Annotated in this window: 17 protein-coding genes; 9 read left to right on the forward strand and 8 right to left on the reverse strand. The window is 46.4% G+C overall.

The features are described 5' to 3' along the window. Positions 1–260 precede the first annotated feature (260 nt). On the reverse strand, positions 261–992 hold the full coding sequence (locus tag QUA56_RS20760) for a sucrose-phosphate phosphatase (protein WP_333361010.1): 732 nt from the start codon (positions 990–992) through the stop codon (positions 261–263). 167 nt (positions 993–1,159) lie between these two features. Between QUA56_RS20760 and QUA56_RS20765 the strand changes: the two genes are divergently transcribed. Continuing rightward, positions 1,160–3,403 carry an iron uptake porin gene (locus tag QUA56_RS20765; protein ID WP_333361012.1) on the forward strand — a complete coding sequence of 748 codons (2,244 nt, stop codon included), beginning with the start codon at positions 1,160–1,162 and terminating at the stop codon, positions 3,401–3,403. Between the two features lie 151 nt (positions 3,404–3,554). Here the strand turns inward: QUA56_RS20765 and QUA56_RS20770 are convergent, their stop codons facing one another. Continuing rightward, a complete protein-coding gene (locus QUA56_RS20770; RefSeq protein ID WP_333361014.1) occupies positions 3,555–6,899 on the reverse strand; it encodes a PAS domain S-box protein in 3,345 nt (1,114 codons plus the stop codon). Between the two features lie 753 nt (positions 6,900–7,652). Then, positions 7,653–8,312 (reverse strand): HAD family hydrolase, encoded by a 660-nt coding sequence (locus QUA56_RS20775; protein WP_333361016.1) that lies wholly within the window; start codon positions 8,310–8,312, stop codon positions 7,653–7,655. Between the two features lie 282 nt (positions 8,313–8,594). Between QUA56_RS20775 and QUA56_RS20780 the strand changes: the two genes are divergently transcribed. Together QUA56_RS20780 and QUA56_RS20785 are read left to right on the forward strand one after the other, a co-directional pair. Continuing rightward, positions 8,595–9,389, forward strand: a complete 795-nt coding sequence (locus QUA56_RS20780) for a Uma2 family endonuclease (RefSeq protein ID WP_333361018.1) — start codon at positions 8,595–8,597, stop codon at positions 9,387–9,389. Positions 9,390–9,668: 279 nt separating this feature from the next. Continuing rightward, on the forward strand, positions 9,669–11,477 hold the full coding sequence (locus tag QUA56_RS20785; protein WP_333361020.1) for an aspartate kinase: 1,809 nt from the start codon (positions 9,669–9,671) through the stop codon (positions 11,475–11,477). 307 nt (positions 11,478–11,784) lie between these two features. Here the strand turns inward: QUA56_RS20785 and QUA56_RS20790 are convergent, their stop codons facing one another. Continuing rightward, the gene (locus tag QUA56_RS20790; RefSeq protein ID WP_333361022.1) at positions 11,785–14,433 is read right to left on the reverse strand and encodes an FG-GAP-like repeat-containing protein; all 2,649 of its coding nucleotides are present in this window, start codon (positions 14,431–14,433) and stop codon (positions 11,785–11,787) included. Between the two features lie 303 nt (positions 14,434–14,736). On the opposite strand from QUA56_RS20790, the gene QUA56_RS20795 reads away from it, so the two are divergent. The 4 genes from QUA56_RS20795 to QUA56_RS20810 are packed head-to-tail and all read left to right on the forward strand — an operon-like array spanning position 14,737 to position 15,957. Then, the gene (locus QUA56_RS20795) at positions 14,737–15,147 is read left to right on the forward strand and encodes a hypothetical protein (protein WP_333361024.1); all 411 of its coding nucleotides are present in this window, start codon (positions 14,737–14,739) and stop codon (positions 15,145–15,147) included. Then, complete coding sequence (locus tag QUA56_RS20800; protein WP_333361026.1) at positions 15,144–15,551, forward strand: hypothetical protein; 408 nt, start codon at positions 15,144–15,146, stop codon at positions 15,549–15,551. Before QUA56_RS20795 ends, QUA56_RS20800 begins: the two co-directional genes overlap by 4 nt. After that, on the forward strand, positions 15,548–15,706 hold the full coding sequence (locus tag QUA56_RS20805) for a hypothetical protein (protein WP_333361028.1): 159 nt from the start codon (positions 15,548–15,550) through the stop codon (positions 15,704–15,706). Before QUA56_RS20800 ends, QUA56_RS20805 begins: the two co-directional genes overlap by 4 nt. 26 nt (positions 15,707–15,732) lie before the next feature. Beyond that, entirely contained in the window at positions 15,733–15,957 is a 225-nt protein-coding gene (locus QUA56_RS20810) for a hypothetical protein (RefSeq protein WP_333361030.1), read from the forward strand. Positions 15,958–16,020: 63 nt separating this feature from the next. Here the strand turns inward: QUA56_RS20810 and QUA56_RS20815 are convergent, their stop codons facing one another. Together QUA56_RS20815 and dcm are read right to left on the reverse strand one after the other, a co-directional pair. Next, positions 16,021–17,124 carry a hypothetical protein gene (locus QUA56_RS20815; protein ID WP_333361032.1) on the reverse strand — a complete coding sequence of 368 codons (1,104 nt, stop codon included), beginning with the start codon at positions 17,122–17,124 and terminating at the stop codon, positions 16,021–16,023. Beyond that, positions 17,069–18,106, reverse strand: coding sequence for a DNA (cytosine-5-)-methyltransferase (gene dcm, locus QUA56_RS20820; protein ID WP_333361034.1), 1,038 nt, complete (start codon positions 18,104–18,106; stop codon positions 17,069–17,071). The genes QUA56_RS20815 and dcm overlap by 56 nt, the downstream gene beginning before the upstream one ends. 336 nt (positions 18,107–18,442) lie before the next feature. On the opposite strand from dcm, the gene QUA56_RS20825 reads away from it, so the two are divergent. Beyond that, on the forward strand, positions 18,443–18,826 hold the full coding sequence (locus QUA56_RS20825) for a DUF4346 domain-containing protein (RefSeq protein ID WP_333361036.1): 384 nt from the start codon (positions 18,443–18,445) through the stop codon (positions 18,824–18,826). Between the two features lie 59 nt (positions 18,827–18,885). Here QUA56_RS20825 and psb32 read toward each other — a convergent pair whose 3' ends face one another. Continuing rightward, positions 18,886–19,608, reverse strand: a complete 723-nt coding sequence (gene psb32 / locus QUA56_RS20830; protein WP_333361038.1) for a photosystem II repair protein Psb32 — start codon at positions 19,606–19,608, stop codon at positions 18,886–18,888. Positions 19,609–19,740: 132 nt separating this feature from the next. Here psb32 and QUA56_RS20835 point away from each other — a divergent pair, with 132 nt between their 5' ends. Further along, entirely contained in the window at positions 19,741–19,971 is a 231-nt protein-coding gene (locus QUA56_RS20835; RefSeq protein WP_333361040.1) for a hypothetical protein, read from the forward strand. A gap of 353 nt (positions 19,972–20,324) precedes the next feature. Here QUA56_RS20835 and QUA56_RS20840 read toward each other — a convergent pair whose 3' ends face one another. Continuing rightward, on the reverse strand, positions 20,325–20,870 hold the full coding sequence (locus QUA56_RS20840; protein WP_333361144.1) for an NADPH-dependent FMN reductase: 546 nt from the start codon (positions 20,868–20,870) through the stop codon (positions 20,325–20,327). Between the last annotated feature and the right edge of the window lie 169 nt (positions 20,871–21,039).

Raw genomic sequence — 21,039 nt, forward strand, 5'->3', positions numbered from 1 at the left:
AATCGAGCGAGACCAGAATCCTTGCAGTGCGAGCCAGAAAGCTCGCGTATAATGCAAGCAAATCATTTAGGATTGCTCTATATCATTCCGATGCTACCGGAAACGATATTACTCGTTACCCGTCAGAGTCCGGGAACGCAGAACCGGATTTTAATACCACTTTTAAAAAAGAATGCAACTGTAGGCAAGCTACCAATCATGATAGTTATCAGTCATTCCCAATTCTTTAATCTAAAATCGTATAACCACATTTTCGGCAATCAAAATCTCCAAAAATATGCCATTCCTTCCATGATTCCCCAAGCACAAGCAGAGCCAGCTAAATAATGATTTTTAGTGCCACATTCGCGGTGCCACTCTAAGAGTTCTGATAGAGCATTAGCGACGATTACTCCCCGAACATCCTGTTCAAACATACTGATATCATTGCCAGAATCGCCGCACACTAAAGTTGCTTCAGATGGAATTTGCAGGCGCTTTTGTAAATAAGTAAGTGCATTGCCTTTATTGCTAGTCTGCGGTAAAATATCTACATCGCGATTGCTGCTAAAAATGATTTGAGCTGCCAGTCCCGATTCAGTTAACTTTTGCTGCAAAGCCTGGAGAGTCGAGCTGTTTTCTGCTGATGGTTCCAGACAATAACTGATTTTCCAAGGATTTTGTTCTTTTGGGGATTGGGATTTAAGCTGGGAAAACTGCTGAGCTAAAGAGGCGATCGCCATTTTATCCCAATCTTGAGAAAGATATTCCGCCCAATCTAAATCGATGGTTCCGTCTTGGTAAATTTCGCTGCCTACACCTGCGATCGAATAGTCCGGTGCTAGCAGTTGCTTTTGGGCAATTAATTCGCAAGTTGAAGCATGAGAACGCCCGGTAGCGTAAACCAAACAAATTTGGGATCGCTTTGATTGCAAGCGCTGGTTTAAAGCTTGAGTTGCTTCGTCATCTCCGACTAGCGTGTTGTCTAAATCTGTAACTAATAAAAACTTCATTTGGGAAATTAGTCAGGAGTCATCAGTGATTAGTGATTAGGAAGCGATCGATTCCTCACATAATTTTAACTATTTATAAGATTTTGTTAAACAAAATACATTTACAAGCAAACTGATCGTTTAAGATTGGCCAAATTTAATTTTCAACAAGTGGTGTGAGTGTTTTTGTGAATAATTCAACCTCCGTTAAAGCTTTTTGGCTGTCTTTCTTGATTTCTGGTGCGGCAGTGCCTTTGGGGCCGATCGCAGCAACAGCTCAAATTCAGGATACCTCAACTCCAGAAGTTGCGCTAGAGGGTAGTGCCGTCCCTGCTGCTACCCCAGACGCAGCGCTGGCAGCAGTTAAGATTGAGATACCGCAGTTAGCGGCGATTACCGCAGAGACTAACTCCGCAGTCGATCGCCCTTTACCCGAAACAGATATAGCATGGGTGGATCGAGCTTTACCCGAAACAGATGCAGCAACAGTCGATCGCCCTTTACCTCAAACAGATATAGCAACAGTCGATCGCCCTTTACCTCAAACAGATATAGCAACAGTCGATCGCCCTTTACCCGAAACAGATGCAGCAGTCGATCGCGCTTTACCGCAAACAGATATAGGATGGGTGAATCGCGCTTTACCCAAACAAGATATAGCAACAGGCGATCGTGCAACAACAACCCCAGAAATAACGGAGGCAATTCGCGAATTGCCCCCACAGAAGTTAGAAATTGCAAACTCTCCTCAGTCTCAAAACGTTGCTGAAGCCAGCAAAGTTGCCGATATTAGCAGCGAGACTGGCACCGCTGATGACCTCAGCATACAAGAAGACGCAGCACAAGTCACCTCTGTTTCCCAACTGTCCGACGTGCGGCCTACAGATTGGGCTTTTCAAGCCTTGCAATCCCTAGTAGAAAGATACGGCTGCATTGCGGGATATCCAGACGGCACATTCCGAGGCAATCGGGCAATGACTCGCTACGAATTTGCTGCCGGATTAAACGCTTGCTTGGATCAAATTACCAAACAACTTGGCGGTTCTACTGGTAATTTAGTTAAGCGAGAAGATGTACTTGCTTTGCAAAGATTGCAAGAAGAATTTGCGGCAGAATTAGCTACATTGCGCGGTCGAGTAGATGCTTTAGAAGCCCGCACTGCCGAATTAGAAGCCAACCAATTTTCAACTACTACTAAACTCAACGGATTTGCTTGGTTTAACCTGAGTGGAGCTTTTGCGGGCAAGCGAGTCCGAGTTGAAGCAACAAATGGAAATGCTGCTCCGCTCGATCGAGTACCCGGACGCGATCCAGTCACCAACAGACCGATCGTGCAGAGAGTGGACGACCCAGAAATTACTTTCAGCCAGTTAGTTTGGTTGACCCTCACTACTTCGTTTACAGGCAAAGACGAATTGATTACACAGCTAGCTGTAGGTAACGGAAATTCACCAGCCAATCAGTATACTTCTCCGGGTCTTTTTAATACCTTTGGCACTCCTTTTCTCGATCAAACTGCTGGGGTGAATCCCAATGAAGTTATCCTGCGGGAACTTTCCTATCGGTTCCCGCTTAGCAACAACTTGCAAGTAGTAATCGGCCCGAGAATTAATTTCTACCGCTACTTTGACAACAATAACTTTAGCTTTTTCGTGGACGGTGCGAGCAGTTTTAATTCAAACAATAGCACTTTGTTAACTGCTACCAAACGCGGCGCAGGTGCTTTGGTTTTGTGGGATATCGGCCGCCGATTGAAACTGCGTTTGGGCTATTTGGGCGAGAGTATGGAATTTTTGCCCACTTCGGTGTTTAATTCCGCTTCCAATCCGTCTCAAGGCTTGTTTGGTGGGACAAATACGAGTACCGCCGAACTAACATTCAGTCCGAGCGATCGGGCAAATTTGCGTTTTCTGTACAGCCGTTCCAACATCCAGCAAATTGGCGGGCTAATTGGAGCACCGAATGGCAGGCCGATTAACGGTTTGGCAGATGACGGTTTCGGTGGCCGTCTCGGCAATGCTACTGCCAATACTTATAGCTTTAATTTCGATTGGTCGCTGAGCCGCCGTTTCGGTCTTTTCGGCCGCTACGGCTACGCCGAAACCAATATATTTCCCAAGACTGACCGACCCGACGGCACGATCAAAACTCAATCTTATATGTTAGGATTTGCACTTCCTGATTTATTCAAAAAAGGAGCTCTGTTTACGGCCTCATTTTTAGTACCTTTTGACGTTACTGGCGGTCGGAGGTTTCTGGTTTCTGGCGGGGGAAATGGTGGCAAGCAGTACGAAATTGAAGCTACTTATTATTTGCCTCTCACCGAGCATATTTCGATCGTACCGGCATTTTATGCGATCTGGAATGCAAATAATTTCGATAACAACCCGACAATTTTTGTGGGCAATTTGCGGACGCAGTTTAGTTTTTAATTCCACGCATGGGAACCCAGAATATCAACTCCGGTAGCATCGGAATTAATATTACCCACAGTCAGGACACGGCAGTGCCGTGTCCCTACAATTAATCGGGGTAGGGACACGGCACTGCCGTGTCCTCAGTTTAGTGCCTTCCTGATTCCTTCTACTTAATTGGAATTTCGATGATAAATTCGGTGCCTTTACCTGGTTCTGACACGCACTGCAATTTGCCGTTGTGTTTTTCAACGACAATTTGGTGCGAAATTGATAAACCCAAACCTGTGCCTTTGCCTACTGGTTTTGTGGTAAAAAACGGGTCAAACAAACGCACGATCCGATCTTCGGGAATGCCCGGGCCGTTGTCTTTAATCCGAATACAAATGCTATTGTTATCAATCATTTCAGTTTGAATCGTAATTGTAGGAAAGAGAGTATTGGCTGTATTTTTTGCTTGGCTGCTGCTTTCTTCCAAGGCGTCGATCGCATTTGCCAATACATTCATAAATACCTGATTTAACAGTCCGGGATGGCATTGTATTTGCGGCAGTTCTCCGTATTTTTTAATCACTTCAATGCCCTGCCAGTTTGCCTTGGCTTTCAGCCGGCTGTTCAACATTAACAAGGTACTTTCTAAACCTTCGTGAATGTCGGCAGTCTTGATTTTCGCTTCGTCCGCCCGCGAGAAATTACGCAGAGTTTGAATAATTTCTACAATTCGCTCGCATCCTATCTGCATGGAATTGAGCAATTTGGGCAGGTCTTTTGCTAGAAATTCTAAGTCTATATCCTCGGCTTGTTGCTGAATTTTTGCAGGGGAATTTGGGTACTCTTCTTGATAGACTTGCACGATTTCTAACAAGTCGAGAACGTAGCCTCGGACGTGGCAGAGGTTGCCGGCGACAAAGCCAACTGGGTTGTTAATTTCGTGGGCAATTCCTGCTAGCACCTGTCCGAGGGAAGACATTTTTTCGGTTTGTACTAACTGCATTTGAGTTTGCTGCAATTCGTGCAAAGCTGTTTGCAGTTCCTGAGATTTTTGCCGATCGCGCGCTGCAGCAGCGGCCCGTTCTTCCTCAACTCCGATCGCCCCAGCAATAATTCCGATCAGCTTGCAGTCGGCTTCTGTGGGCGCGATCGACTCAGTGTAGACAACGCACAGCGCACCCACGTAATTGTCGCCCAGCCGCACTGCTTGTCCCAGATAGCTTCGCAGTCGGTAGCGGATGACAGCGGGATCGATTTTGCCGTAGATCGTGTTCTGCAAGTCAGGAATGGCAACAGCCCGATCGCTTCCTTTGCTGCATACATCGGTGCAGATGTGGCCCTCGGCGCGATCGACCAGCGGGTAGTCCGGCGGCGCTTGCCAAGTCGCGATCGCGCGCAGCAGACCGCCGCCGATGCGGCTGTAAATGGCGCAACTTCCGCCCAAAAGCTCGCCGGCTAAGGATGTCAGGCGCTGGATGTTGTCACTGGCGTCGGTGGTGAATCCCAAAAAGCACTCGTTAATTTTGCTGAGGCGGTACTCTGCTTGCCTGCGCGCCGTCATGTCGCGGGAGTTGATCACAATTCCGCTCACAGCGGGGTCTGCTAGCAAGTTGATGCCGACGCCTTCGAGAAAACACCAAGAACCGTCAGCGCGCCGGAACCGACCTTCTAGGGCGATCGGATCGCCTGGATTTGCGATCAGTTTTTCGCCGTCGGACACCAGCGAGGGAAGGTCGTCAGGGTGGATGAAATCTAGGGCAATTTGACCGGCGAGTTCCTCTGGTTCGTAGCCCAAAACTGTTTCTACAGAAGGGCTTTCGTAAATAATGCGACCGCTGGCGTCGAGAATAGTAATGATGTCGGAACTGTTGAGAATCAGCGATCGCCATTTAGCCTCATTTTGCAACAAAGCTGACTCGGCTTGTTTGCGATCGGTAATATCCTCTACCATTTGCAAAATAAACTGCGGCGTTCCCTGACTGCTGTCGATCGCAGAAGCGCTGAGGCGTCCCCACCTGATGCTGCCGTCTTGGCGGAGGTAGCGCTTCTCGATTTGGTAAGCTTCGCGCGAGCCCGCGGCCAACTGTTGGCGCAACTCGCGCGAAGCTTGTACGTCTTCCGGGTGCGTGCATTCGTCGAGGCCCGCACCCCGCAGTTGAGCTTCCGATCGCCCCAGCATAGCTTGAAATGCCGGATTAGTGGCGATCGCAATACCTTCGAGGGTAGCGACTACCATGCCGATCGCAGCGCGTTCAAAAATTGCCCGAAACCGCTGTTCGCTGTCGCGCAAAGCTGCATCCGCTGCCACTTCCTGGGTGATGTCCCGCCCCGCCACTGCCATGCCTTTGCGCGAACCGTCGGGGTTGAACAGCGGCACTTTCCGCACTTCAAAAAAATTGCTGCCGCCTGTGGGCAAGGGGACAATTTGGCGGCGGTCGGTAAGAGTGCCTGCTTGCCAGGTGGTTTCGTCGGTTTCCTGCCAAGTTAGCAGGATTTCTCTGACTCTCGGAGTGGCTGCGGCAGCGAGTTCGGCAGTAGTTTTGCCCTGGTAGTCTGCGGTTTTCCAGCCCAAAAGTTGCAGGGCGCAGTCGTTGGCAATCAGCCAGCGCCCCTCGCTGTCTGTGAGGTTGATCGCGTCGGGAACAGCGTCGATCGCGGTTTTCAGCCAGTATTCTCGATCGCGCAGGGCTGCTTCGGCTTGTTTGCGATCGGCGATTTCGGCGACGGTTCCTTCGTAGTAAAGGAGTTCGCCATCTTCGTCGCGGACTTCGCGCACGTTTTCCGAGATCCAGGTAGTGCTGCCGTCTTTGCGGTGGATGCAGGACTCAAACTCTTTCAGGGAACCGTTTTTGCTAATTTCTGCCATGAAGGAAGCGCGGCGGGTGCGATCGGCATAAAGGTTTTTTGCCGAACATTTTGCGATCAGTTCTGACGGGGAATCGTAGCCGTACATTCGGGCGAGTGCCTGGTTGGCGCTGAGGTAGCGCCCGTCTGGGGCGGTTTGAAATATGCCTTCGGTGGCGTTTTCAAAGATGCTGCGGTATTTTGCCTCGGCTTGTTTGAGGGCTTCTTCTGCTTGGAAGCGATCGGTGATATCAGATTGGACGCCGATGAAGTGGGTGACGATCCCGCTGCTGTCGCGCACGGGCGAGATGCTTAGTTCGTTCCAGAATGGGGTGCCGTCTTTGCGGTAGTTTTTCAGAACTACTTTGCAGTCGTGTGGTTCTTTCAGGGCCGCGCGGATTCGATCGACGGCTGCGCGATCGGTATCCGGGCCTTGCAGGAAGCGGCAGTTCTTCCCGATTATTTCGCTGCGATCGTAGCCTGTAATCCGCTCGAAAGCCCGGTTGCAGTAGACTATTGGCTTGTCCGGCCGCTTCGCGTCCGCGATCGCGATGCCGTTGCTGGTAGCTGCCAGGGCGCGATCGTACAGCCGAAATACTTCTTCTATTAAATTCGGTGGATTGCCGCCAGTGCGAGTCGGCGATAGCGTTTCAGAATGACTGCTTATATCGATCTGCATGAGTTTCTATAGATTGAGTTTATTGTCTATCCCGACTGGCAGCACCCTAGAGTTTAACAGAATTGCCTATTTTCCGAAGGCCGAAGTTAGAAGGCTATTATGCAGGATTTTGGCGGTAAATTATACCTCAAAAAATTTGGCTTCCCTCGTTTTTTTTCCTGCTTCCTTCTGCCTTCAAAGGAATCCTATAGCAGTTCTCAAATAAGTGAGGTACGTAGTTGGGCTTTAGCCCTCTTAATTGTGCTTATGTAGAGCTAAGCTGTTGAACATTTAAAACAGATTGTATGGTGCCGAGCGTCCGAAGTGTTTCCCGTTTAAGCGGAGCGTGTTCGCGGATGACGCACCCTACAACCCTAGTTAGTGGTTTAAATGCACAACAGCTTATAGCCTTTCTCAAAAACGTGAGGTACGAATTTTGACCTGGAAAGCTTGACAATACAGGGTTTCTGTATACCTCATTTATCTGAGAACCGCTATAAGTGAGGTAAGCACCGCCATCAACTCCGATTACCAATTAATACTCATACCTCATCTACCTGAGAAAGGCTATACTTGTTAATTTATAATAGCTTGTCCAGCGATAACTCTATCTTTGGTATGGTTTACTTGGCAGAGTTTATGCGGCTTGCAGGTTGGGGCATTTATTTTTTCGATTGAATCAAAAAAAATCTAGCATCTGGCTATAGTTAAATATTTTTTTTGTTATTTCTTACTTGAGAAAATTAACTTTTTATGAAAAAAACCGATGAAAAATTAATTTTGAACTATCGCGGCAAGTTCCGAAATATTGTCGATCGCGAAAGTCGGTTTTAGGGCGAGACACTCAGCGCGATCGCCATATCCGTAAGCCGCCCAACAAACATCTATCCCAGCATTTTGAGCAAACAGCAAATCAATCGCTGTATCCCCAACCATTAAAATTTGACTGTTATCCAATTCCGGGAACAGCGGTTTAATAATCGAGTGAAAAACAGCCGAATTTGGTTTCAGGATTATTTGTCCGTTATCGCCTAAAATTAAATCAAAAAAACCGTGAATTCTCAACTTTTCCAGGAACAAATTAACAAAACTAACGTGTTTGTTGCTCAAAACTCCCAGGCTCAATCCAGACTTGCTAGCCAACTGCAAGACTTGCTTTGTCCCGGGAAATAAATCTAGCTGCTTTTCACCTTCTGTCCGATAATAAGAGCGGTAAGTTTCAACCCATTCGGGAATTGCGCTTTCCTCGATCGCCGGATGGAGGATTTTAAAACTATTTGGTAAATTGATGCCGATCGTACCTATAATAGTATCAGCACTAGGCGGGGCAATATTGTAACTTTCAAAAGTTTTGGTAAAGCAAAATACAATAGCTTTGTGGGTAATTGCCAAAGTGCCGTCGAAGTCAAAAATAATTAACTTGTACTGACTCATATTTCTGAAATCTTTCTATATAGCAACCGGAGGTTTCCAATGATATAATAGCATTATTAATCTCTGATTTCCCAATGATACAGCATATTCCATGTATGTGCGGTACACACAATCTTGTAGTAAGTAAGGTGCGTCGCCACCAACAATCTGCAAGTTCCATTTAAAAGGTCGCAGATCCGCACCCTACATATTAAAATCACACAATATAAATTTAGCGGCTACTGTACTTCATCAACCTGGAATATGCTGTAAGTATAATTTTTTAGCATTCAAGAGGTCAACATGAGTGTCACCGAAAAACCCGAACTTTTAGTAACAGATTTTACAGATTTCCCAGACCACACTCAATTACCCGACTCCGACGGTACTTTTGTGAAAAACTTTCAAGAACTCCCTCAAAGCATCCTGTTAACAACATCTGTTCGACCCATTTTAGACCAACTTCATCCCGACGGACAATATTGTATCGGTCAAGATTCCGGCATTTATTGGCGAGTCCCGCAACCCCCAGAACCCCTAGCCAGAGGAGCTGAAGCACCGGATTGGTTTTACGTCCCCGACGTGCCGCCAACTCTCGACGGAAATATGCGGCGTTCCTATGTGATGTGGAAAGAATTAATGCCGCCGTTAATCATACTAGAATTTGTCTCTGGAGATGGCAGCGAAGAAAGAGATAAAACTCCCAAAAAAGGCAAATCTTGGATTTACGAGCGGATTATTCGACCTGCTTTTTACGGAATTTATGAAGTCAAAAAAGCCAAAATAGAATGCTATCATTTGGTGGAAGATAAATTTAAGTTAATGTCAGAAAATCAGCGCGGACATTACCAAATCGAGCCAATGGGATTGGAATTAGGCATTTGGCAAGGGGTTTATCAAGGCGTAGATCTGCCTTGGCTGCGCTGGTGGGATGCTTCCGGGAATTTGCTGCCGGCGGCCGAGGAACGGGCAGAACAAGCCGAATTGGCTGCAGAACAAGCGCAGTCAGAAGCAGAACGAGAACGACAAAGGCGCATAGAAGCTGAGTTGCGAATTCAAGCTTTGGAAGCGCGTTTGCGAGAGTTAGAAGGACGGTAATTCGATTTTAGATTTTAGATTGGGGATGACTGAGAGCTATTAGGGTTGGGTTCTTCATAAGTCATTTGCAATTCTTCAATTCTTCAATCAAAAATCTAAATTCGCATAAGTCGCAGATTCCGGTAGAGACACTGAATTGCCGTGTCCCTAGGAATATCATGTGCTGTAAAAACCCGATCGCCTAGCAGCCTCCTCAGAAACGATATAAACATTCATCGGTTATTATCAAAAATTTGCGTATATTAACTTAAGTATTGCATCACTTTTTGTGTAAGTCCTATGGCACTAATTGTTCAGAAATATGGCGGAACCTCGGTTGGCACAGTCGATCGCATTTTGGAGGTAGCCCGACGAGTTGTAAAAACAGCACAGCTCGGCAACTCTCTCGTTGTCGTACTTTCGGCGATGGGCAAAACTACCGACGGTTTAGTTAAACTCGCCAAGGAAATTTCCCCAAATCCCAACAAGCGGGAAATGGATATGTTGCTTTCCACTGGGGAACAAGTCTCGATCGCACTTTTGAGCATGGCATTGCAGGAAATGGGACAGCCCGCAATTTCCTTCACCGGAGCCCAAGTTGGCATTGTCACCGAAGCCGCCCACACCCGCGCCCGGATTTTGCGAATCGATCCGAATCGGCTTCAGAGCCAGTTAAAAAGCGGTAAAGTCGTTGTGGTTGCGGGTTTCCAAGGCATAGCCGATGCCGGAGAATTGGAAATTACCACCTTGGGGCGCGGCGGTTCCGACACGACAGCAGTTGCCCTCGCCGCAGCGCTGCGGGCCGACAGGTGCGAAATTTATACCGACGTGCCCGGAATCCTAACTACAGATCCGCGCTTGGTTGCCGACGCCCAATTGATGGACGAAATCACTTGCGACGAAATGCTGGAATTGGCGAGTTTGGGCGCAAAAGTCCTCCACCCGCGCGCGGTAGAAATTGCCAAGAATTACGGCGTGCCGCTGGTAGTGCTTTCTAGCTGGAGTGACGCCCCCGGTACGCGGGTAGTGTCCCCACCCCCGCAATCCCGGCCTTTAGAGGGCTTGGAGCTCGCAAAAGCGGTTGATGCGGTGGAATTTGACTTGGATCAGGCGGGGGTGTCGCTGTTGCGTTTGCCCGATCGCCCCGGCGTAGCAGCGCGGTTGTTTGGTGCGATCGCGCAACAAAACCTCCATGTAGACTTAATTATCCAGTCAATTCACGAAGGAAATACTAACGATATTGCCTTTACAGTGAGGCGAAATTCCCTCAATCAAGCTGTCGCCGTTGCAGATGCGATCGTGCCCACCCTCGGCAAGAATTCTCGCCCAGAATTGGGAGAACCGGAAGTGAAAGCAGAAGAAAAGCCGATCGCTAAAGTTAGCATTGCGGGTGCGGGAATGATCGGTCGTCCGAGGGTAGCGGCGCAGATGTTTAAGACTTTAGCGGATGCGGGAATTAACATTCAAATGATTTCTACATCCGAGGTGAAAGTTAGTTGTGCGATCGATGCCGAAGATTGCGATCGGGCCGTTGCCGAACTCTGCAAAGCATTTGAGGTCGCCAACTCCCCTATTGGGCGGCGTTCATCATCCCAAAAACCGCCCGCAGTCCGCGCCGTTGCGTTGGATATCAATCAAGCGCGTCTAGCAATTCGCCAATTGCCCGATCGGCCCGGAGTAGCAGCAAAACTGTTCGGACTTTTAGCCGAAGAAAATATCAGCGTAGATACAATTATTCAGTCGCAGCGCTGCCACAATATCGACGGCATATTAACTCGCGACATTGCATTTACCGTAGCACAAATTGACGCCGAAGCTGCTAAAAATACCCTCGAAAAATCTGCGGTCGAATTCGGATGGGGCGAAGTTGCAGTTGATACAGAAGTTGCCAAAGTTAGCGTTGTCGGTTCCGGGATGGTAGCGCATCCGGGAGTAGCCGCGAAAATGTTTGAAGCGCTTTCCCAACAGCAAATCAACATTCAAATGATTGCTACTTCCGAGATTAAAATTAGCTGCGTTGTGGATGAGGCACAAGGTGTCATAGCTTTGCGCGCAATTCACGCAGCCTTTGAACTTGCCGGCACCGAAAAAATCCAAGTTCCTGCCTAATACAGCTTTGTAGTAAGGACTTAATATCCTGTTCGATAGCTGATATGATGTCCGGTCAATTGACCGCGATATTGTAGGGGCGAGTTCGCCTCGATCTTCAGTACAAATCCGAAATCTATTAAACCCTTCCTAAGCCGGATATTATGGTCGATCGATCGGACATGATATGATTGGTTCCTGTATGGCGGTTTTCGTTAGGGACACGGCACTGCCGTGTCCTTACTTACAAAAATCGAGAGAGAGAGGACACGGCACTGCCGTGTCCCTACAAGAATCTACAGATGCAATAGCGATATCCGTCAATAATCTACAACGCAGTGAAAAAAACATTAGCAGTTAGATAGCTAGCATCGATATCAAAGACGATCGCCAAATAATCAGAATTAAATTTAATCGCAACAGAAGCCACTGGCATCCCACTATCAATCTGTAATAACACAGGCTCAAAGGACAGTTGAGAATAGGCAATGCCTGCACTCAAACCAATAGCATCGCCCTTAGAAAAATCGATAATTACATCAGCCCGCTCAATAGATGCGATCGCCTGACTCTCCGCAAAAATAAAGGCATCATTTCCAGTACCGCCAATGAGAATATCTTGACCAAAATCGCCAATTAATACGTCATCCTCAGCACCGCCATTGAGAATATCATCTCCCTTGCCACCTTGCAAAACATCATTACCATCTCCTCCGACTAAGGTGTCATTATCATTGTTACCACTGAGAAAATCATTGCCAGAACCGCCGTCGAGAAAATCAGAACCTTTGCCGCCAAGCAAAATATCATTGCCGCCAACTCCGGCTAGCGTATCTGCCCCTTGATTGCCATTGATCGGATCGTCATCTTCTGTACCGGTGAGAAAGTCATTACCCGACAAAGCAGAAATTCCTGTCTTGGCGGCCACTTCTGGAATGGCAGTATCAGATCCGTCTGTTAGCAGGTAAAACCCTTCTCTGCGTAGATTTTCAGGGAGTCCAGTCGGTTCGCCACTATCGGTGGCATTGGGGAGAGGGGTTTTGATGGAAACTATGGGTGTTGGGGCGGGTACTGGTGTTGGAACGGGTGTTGGGGCGGGCGTTGGGGTTGGGGCGATCGCAGGAACGGGTGTCGCTACGGGCGTTGGGGTTGGGGCGATCGCAGGAATGGGTGTCGGTACGGGCGTTGGGGTTGGGGCGATCGCAGGAATGGGTGTCGCTACGGGCGTTGGGGTTGGGGCGATCGCAGGAATGGGTGTCGGTACGGGTGTTGGGGTTGGGGCGATCGCAGGAACGGGTGTCGGTACGGGCGTTGGGGTTGGGGCGATCGCAGGAACGGGTGTTGGGGCGGGTACTGGTGCGGGTGCAGGAGTCGGTGCGGGTGCGGGAATTATCGTCTCGATCTGAGTCAGATCGAGGAAATTTAATGGCAGAGTAATTTCAGTGGGTGTGGTTGAGAGGGTAAGAGGTAGTGTAGGAATTGATATCGGCGTTGGATTTACTACAGATATTGGTGCTGGTGTTGGAGTTGTCACTGGCGTTGGAGTTGTCGCCGGTGTTGGAGTTGTTATCGGTGTTGTCACTGGCGTTGGAGTTGTCGCCGGTGTTGGAGTTGTTATCGGTGTTGTCGCCGGTGTTGGTGTTGTCGCCGGTGTTGGAGTTGTTATCGGTGTTGGAGTTGGCGTTGGTGTTGTCGCCGGTGTTGGAGTTGTCGCCGGTGTTGGAGTTGTCACCGGTGTTGGAGTTGTCACCGGTGTTGTCGCCGGTGTTGGAGTTGTCGCCGGTGTTGGAGTTGTTATCGGTGTTGGAGTTGTCACCGGTGTTGGTGTTGTCGCCGGCGTTGGAGTTGGCTCTGGCGTTGGAGTTGGCTCTGGCGTTGGAGTTGGCTCTGGCGTTGGAGTTGGCTCTGGCGTTGGAGTTGGCTCTGGCGTTGGAGTTGGCTCTGGAGTACCCTCACCGATCAGCACTGTGAAGCTTTTGCTCAACTCATTCGCCACAACAAGATCGAGTTTGCCATCACCATTGAAGTCAGCCGCCGCGAGTGAGGAGGGACGCGAGCCTACTGGAATGTCTGCTTGTTTCGTAAAGCTGCCAGAACCAGAGTTTAGCAGCACTGAGATGCTATTGCTGCCTGTATTTGCGATCGCGATATCAGCGAAACCATCGCCATTCAAGTCACCTGTGGCGATCGAACTTGGAGAATTACCAACAGTAATATCTGGCTGTTTGGTGAAACTGCTACCCTGAGAATTCAACAAAACTGAAATGCTGTTGCTACCTGCATTCGCGATCGCCAAATCAGGGAAGCTGTCACCATTAAAATCGGCTGTGGCGATCGCCTGGGGAGAATTTCCAACAACTATATCTGCCTGTTTTGTCAAATTGCCAGCACCAGCATTGAGCAGCAATGTAACATTATTGCTGCCTTGGTTCGCTACCGCAAAGTCCATTTTCCCATCAGCATTCCAGTCGATCGCCGTCATCGCCAGGGGATTGCTGCCAACAGGAATGGCTGGCTGCAAAGTAAAGCTCAAACCACGGTTTAGCATCACAGCCGCCACATTCTCTGTCCCATTGACGACAGCGAAATCTAGTTTATTATCTCCATCGAAATCAGCCGCGAGCGCCGCGTCGGGAAAAGGCAGATTACCAAAGCTAAAGGCAGGAAATTTAATGAATCCCGATTTAGTATTTAACAGAAATGATATACTTTTATCTCCGCTATTCGCTACCAAGAGTTCTGGTCGGTTGTCTCCACTAACAAAATCTGCGGCTAAAACGATGGTGGGGGCGCTTCCCACGGATTCGTCAGATTCTAAAGCAGCAAAGTTGCCCGAACCAGAATTAGCAAACAATGAGATGCTATTGCTGCCTAAATTCGGTACAACTAAGTCTGGTTTGCCATCTCGATCGAAGTCTGTCACCGTCAGGGACAGTGGGTTCGTACTTACCGATACATCTTTACGGGAGAAGTTCAAATTGCGACCTCTCTAATTTTTATTTATGTATAAATTTTGATTAATATTTTATATTTTACAGGAATTTTGAACTAAGTCAATCTATTTTTAATTTTTGATTTTCCCCGCCCTGAGCCTGTCCCAGGCTGTGTTAGCATAAATAGGACTAAGGTCAACTGACCCAATTAGTATGGTGTCCCGGAATCAGAGACCTTGAATAATCGCCCTAGAACTTCGTCGCCCGGCACCATACAAGTTGATTTGAGTGTGATACTCACGTAATTCACCATCAAATTAGCGATCGCCTAAAAGGGATTTAATCTTATGACTGTAGCGAAAGAACAGATTACTGATAGCAGTAGCAATAGCGGCTTATCAAATTTCCGCATCACTATCGAACGTCTGATCGAGCTTTTAGATTTAGAAGAAGAGGATGAGTACGGAATTTTGAGACCGACTGAGTATGCTTTTAGGACAGCGATGAAATTGGTTGTTGAGGCCTACGATAGCATGGGAAACAGTTTTCCCAAATGCTCTACAGGTACAGATGACCAAGGCAGTATTAGACTTGCTTGGCAAAATATAAATGCCGATCGCAGAGTACGCTTATTCTGCCCGCATACTCCCGATCGGAAAGCTTACATTTATCATCAGAAGAGTGAGGAATATGGCTCGGAAGATATTACTTCAGCAGTAACCTTAGTTTATTGGCTAGAGTGGTTTAATAAGGTATGACCGATACATCTTCTCGGAGTGAATCAGAGTTTGAGCATTTGAATGAAAGTGCTATTGTCTATAGAGCTTTACTTCGGAGACAATGGATTGATGAAACAAGCGATCTAGTTTTACTGTTCGCTTATTTACTTCGAGCAAATGAACCAGGTTTGTCGGTGACAATTGCCAGTGTTCGTTCGCCAGAACAATGTGCTGCAAAATTCAGAAATTGTTACGGAGTTGCTAGTATCCAAGTAGGACAAATTCGTGAATTAGGTTTAGATGCAGTACCTGATTCAGCATCCCACGCTCAGATTGTCGGTTTACCTTATGTGACAGACGACCGAGACAGAGCTGAAAGATTGGCCGATTTGTTAGCAGAGCGATCGATAATTGTATGGAAACCAAGGGATTTAATCTTATGACAGTAGCAAAAGAACAGATTACTGATAGCAGCAGCAATAGCGGTTTATCGAATTTCCGCATCACTATCGAACGTTTGATCGAACTTTTAGATTTAGAAGAACAGGATGAGTACGGAATTTTAAAACCGACTGGTATGCTTTCAGGACAGCGATGAAATTGGTTGTTGAGGTGTACGATAGCATGGGAAACAGTTTCCCAAAAGCCTCAACAGGTACAGATGACAGAGGCAGTATTACACTAGATTGGACAAGCTTAGAACCAGAGCGTACAGTTCGCCTATTTTGTCCGTTCAGTGCGGAGCAACCAGTTGACATTTATCACCATGCAAAAAATGAAAATGCGGTCGAAGATATCGCTTCATCATCAACATTAGTTTACTGGTTGCAGTGGTTTAACAAAATATGACCAGTAAATATTCTCCGAGTGAATCAGACTTGGAAAAAGTACCCAGTAATACTATAGCACCATCTATCCAACACCCAGTTTTTCAATTAATTCATTCCACTTGATCTTGTGAATAGGCTGCAACTCTGTATCAAGACTGACCAGATTAGAGTAATTAGCCACAAATTTTTCTAAGGAAATTAATCTTAAGTAATATTGAATCGTGGGAATGACTCCATTAATTATTATTTGACAGCCATGCTCTTCTCTAACTTGAGATATTATGTTGTTTATTTCGTTAATTTCAGAGACTTTAATATCCTTACACGAAAGTATATAGTATCTTTTGGGATTAAACCTGATAATTTTTTCATAAGCTACTCGCACAATTGTTAAGTCAATTTCCCGATAGAGCTTTACTTCAATAGCTTCACAGATTTGCCCTTGTTCATCAAATACTTCTATGTCGCCTGAACTTCTTGAAGTCAAGTCAGATGCTGTGTGACTGCCTAAAGGTGCTAAAATACAGTTTTCATATCTTTTCACTTCGTCCAAGAGAGACTTGTACATGGCATAGATAGCTAGAACAGGCAACTTTGAGCCACCGCGAACTTTGTATTTAGTAGAAAAATGCTCCTCCAGGCAAGAAACTATACTCAGTATGTTCAGAGTGTCAGGATTAACTAATTTGGCTACGTTTACAATATTTTTAGCTTGTACTTCAATAACTTTATTCAATATCAAGCGCAGCACATTATCTACCTGTTCAGGTCTGCTCTCAACATAATCAATTATACTTAAAAATGCTTTTTTTACTGCCTTATTGCTTATTTTGCCCCGGTAGTCTAAAGTGTACGGGAACGGTTGTTCTAAAGACCTGGTGAGCCAACCACTTTCAGCCATAGATGGAAGTCCCAGTTCTTTTAATGTAGGTGTAATAGATTGAGTGTCAATAGTTCTTCCCGAAAAACCACCCGGCATACTACTCTGATGTTTTCTGATGTCCTGTTCAGGGGATAAAGACTTGTAAGTTAGAAGACAAACCAACACGGTATAAACGCCCTTTTGTTTGTATGCTTGTTCACCAATTAGTAAAATATATTCAAGGTATTGTTGAGGAATATCCTTGATATCAGCAATTGAAAAGGACAAGCTGTATATATTCTTCAGTTTTTCTTTGTGGTTCATTTGGCTCATTTGACAATAAATTTTGACTTAATATTTCTTGGGCGATCGCCTCCACCACCGGTACACAAACCGAATTCCCAATTTGCTTGTAACTTTCCCCCGCACTCGGATAACTCTTAAAATCTTCAGGAAAACCCATAAGACGGTAACATTCCTTCAGCGTCAATTTTCTCACCATATCTTGCTCAGGAATGTAGATAAAAAACCTGCCAGATGTTTCTTGCGAAGGAATAGTCGGATGCACTCCATCTACCGAATAAATGCGATTAGGCTGTCTGTGAACTCTCGATAAATGTTCTGTATTGGGCCTCACGCCAGTTTTCCAAGTACCTTTATTTCTGTAACCTACAAATACAAGTCCCGAATCTTGCTTTCTCGGAGACTCAATTAAAGTATACTCGGATTTGTCCAATATTTCAAAATCCCCTGTCTCGTCTAGAAACTGCCTGAGTTTTGGAGTCAACTGGATTTTAAGTCGAGAAAAATTGAATGGTTTACCTTTAGTTGCAATAATAAATATTCTTTCACGATGTTGAGCAATTCCAAAGTCTTTAGCATTCAGCATTTTGTAATTCACGCTGTATCCCAAATCTTCCAGACTGGCAATAATTACTTTTAAGGTATTTCCCTTGTCATGATGGATTAAGTGCTTGACATTTTCGAGAACAACTACTTGAGGTTGCTTGATTTTGATAATTTTACAAATATCAAAAAATAGCGTACCTCTAGTATCTTCAAAACCTAGCTTTTTGCCGCAGATGCTAAAAGGTTGGCACGGAAACCCGGCGACTAAAACATCAAAGTCTTCTAACTCGACGGGATGAATTTTACTGATATCTCCAAAAGGAACCTCACCGAAATTATTCGTGTAAATTTGTCGGCATTTGCTGTTAATTTCGCAGGAAAAAACGCATTTAAAGCCAATGTTTTCAAACCCTTGTCTGAAACCTCCTATTCCTGAAAACAAATCTATAAATTTCATTTTGGCTCAGCTTTAACACAAACAAATCATCTATACAATAATAACCGATTTTGCATCATAGATAAGTGAGCAACGCCTAAAAAAACACAATACCCCGATCCCTGACTTCTTCAAGAAGTTGAGGCTCTAACAGCGATCGCGTCTTAAGTTCACTCATCAATTTCTCGGTCCAGCCCGATCGACTGTAGCATAGGAGCGATCGGCAAATTGCAGGAATTGTCGATCGCCCAAAATTTCCCCCGCCGCATTCAACCAATCTCCCAAACTTGTCCCGCAGCCCACTAAACTAGGAATAGCAAAAAAAATATAGCTACTGTTTACTTCCTTTCACCAACCATGAGTCAAACCTTGGAAAACCTCACCGCCATCGATGACAACCTATCCAAACGCCACATCGACCTCGATCCAGGCGGCTACTTCATCATCTATGTCGATCGCACAACCAGCTTGATTTGCGCCAAACACTTCACCAACATCATCGACGATCGCGGCCTCGCCATCGATCCAGAAACCGGTAAACCAATCCCCGCCCGCGGCAAAGTAGAACGCACCCAATCCACAGTTTTTAGCGGCAGAACCGCCAAAGAACTTTGCGTCAAAATCCTAGAAGAAACCCGCCCCAGCCCGGTGACAATGTTAGATCACGCGGCTTATCTGGGACGGGAATTTGTACGGGCAGAAATTGCATTGTTGAGCGATCGAGAATACGTTCAAGATTAGTGCAACCGCGCCCGAATTTCTTGACAAAACGGCAACTTATTGCATCTGACAGCAACCGATTACGAAAAACCTTGATACCAGAAATAAGTCACCATCGGAATCACTGTCGCCAACACCAACAGCACAACCACAATAACTGTGGCATTGCCTTGGTCTGTTTCTTCAGCTTTTTTAAACGTGCCTTCAACTTGAATGTTATCAACAACTTCAGGAGGACCCGGATCGGGTTCGCCCGACAAAACAGTTGCAATGCGCGTACTTGCAGCGGCAAATGCCTCGTTGTATTTGTTGGCTTCCCGCAGCGGCACTTGCACGGTTTCCCCCGCTACACTCTGGGCAATTTCATCGGTTAGCAGGGACTTCACCCCTTCCCCGGTGCGAATTGCCGCACTGTTGGTAACAGTGTCGAGAACGAGTAAAATTTGATTAGTCTGGTCTTCTTTTGCGGGAAACCACTGTTCAAACAGTTGGTCGGTGAAAGTGGCAGCCGTTTCGCCGTAGTCTAAGCGGTGGATGGTGACAAATCTGACTTGTTTCCCTGTTTTGTTTTCCAGGTTGTCGAGCACGCTGCTGATATTGCTTTCGCTACTGCGGCTGAGCACGTCGCCTTTGTCGAACACCCAAGTTCGATCGCCCGCCGACAACAGCGGCATTTCGTACACGCCCGTCGCCAATGCCGGCAATACCGCCATCTGCGATGCGATTAGGACGATCGCGATCGCCGCGGCCAAAGGTTGGAGATATTTTCTCCAATTAAATAATTGCTTCAGGAGTCTAGTCATGAGGTTAACCGTAAAACTGACTTTTTTCCAAAAATACTATAGAAACCCCCGTAAAATTCATTTTATGCAGGGCAATATTTACAATTAGCTAGCCACTCGAACTCGCCGCCCGATTATTTTAGGATTCTAACTATGGAACCAGCAGACACTTATAAAGGTTGGATTATTCAATCCCAGAAAGTCTTCTACGTCGAGGTTTGGGATAGCCGCGGCAACCGCCACGTCGCCGTCCAAAATGCCAAGACCGAGGAGGAAGCTTTGGAATTAGCCAAAAACTGGATTGACAAATATGAGTCAAAACCCGGAAGAATGGCGATCGACGTACCTCATCCTTTCGGAGACATGATCGATATGCCATTTTGAAGTCAGTAGTCAGCAGTCAGCAGTCATTAGTCATTAGTCATTAGTCATCAGTCAGTAGTCAGTAGTCATTAGTTATTGGTTGGTTGCTACAAATTACTAATTGCCAATAATTAATAACAAATTACTCATTACCCATGACCAATATAGCAATCCTCGCATCAGTCGCAAAATCGAGCGAGACCAGCATCCTTGCAGTGCGAGCCAGAAAGCTCGCGTATAATGCAAGCAAATCATTTAGGATTGCTACAGTCATTAGTTATTGGTTATTGGTTAGTTACTACCAATAACCAATAACCAATAACCAATTACCAATTACCAATTACCAATGACTACTGGCGAAAGCAAGCCGTCTGCTAAGAAATTCCTCGCAATTTCCGCGTATTTTCTACCAAACTCCGAGCAAATTCGTCGAACCTTTCAGACAGTTTTTCATCCAACAATTTACCGTCGGGACTAAAAGCTTTCCAAGCTTGTCCGATCGCAATTTGTTCGGGAATTACCCAAGCGTGCACCCATCTCAAAATCACCCGCAAATCGTTGAGTGCGTTGCTGTTAACTTGCCCTCCCAAAACGCTAATCCCACCCGCAACTTTCCCGTCCAAATGCTCAAAACTCATCAAATCCAGGGCATTCTTGAGAGCACCGCTGACGCTACCGTGATACTCCGGCGTTGCCAAAATCAAGCCGTCGGCTTCCTTAACCGCATTCTGCAACTTTTCCACATCCGGGTACTTATGATAATCATTCTCTCCGTCACAAAAGGGCAGATTAAGCGATCGCAAATCAAATATTTCAACTTCCGCGCCCAGGGCCTGCGCCCGCTCTGCTGCTAACTTCAACGCTAACTGGCTGTAGGAGCCAGCCCGCAAACTTCCGCCAATGCCGACAATCTTTACCATAAAACTCAAAAACAATAACTGCTCGACTAAAGCGTACTCATTCCGACTATGATTAAGATAGCAAGTTCGATCGGGAACTGTCAATCGATTTGAGATTTGAGATTTGAGATTTGAGATTTACGGAGGGGGCCGAGAAACCGGGTTTTTTGAGCAAAATCAATCGATTTTA

Source organism: Microcoleus sp. N3A4 (genome assembly GCF_036701805.1).
Classification (GTDB): Bacteria; Cyanobacteriota; Cyanobacteriia; order Cyanobacteriales; family Microcoleaceae; genus Microcoleus.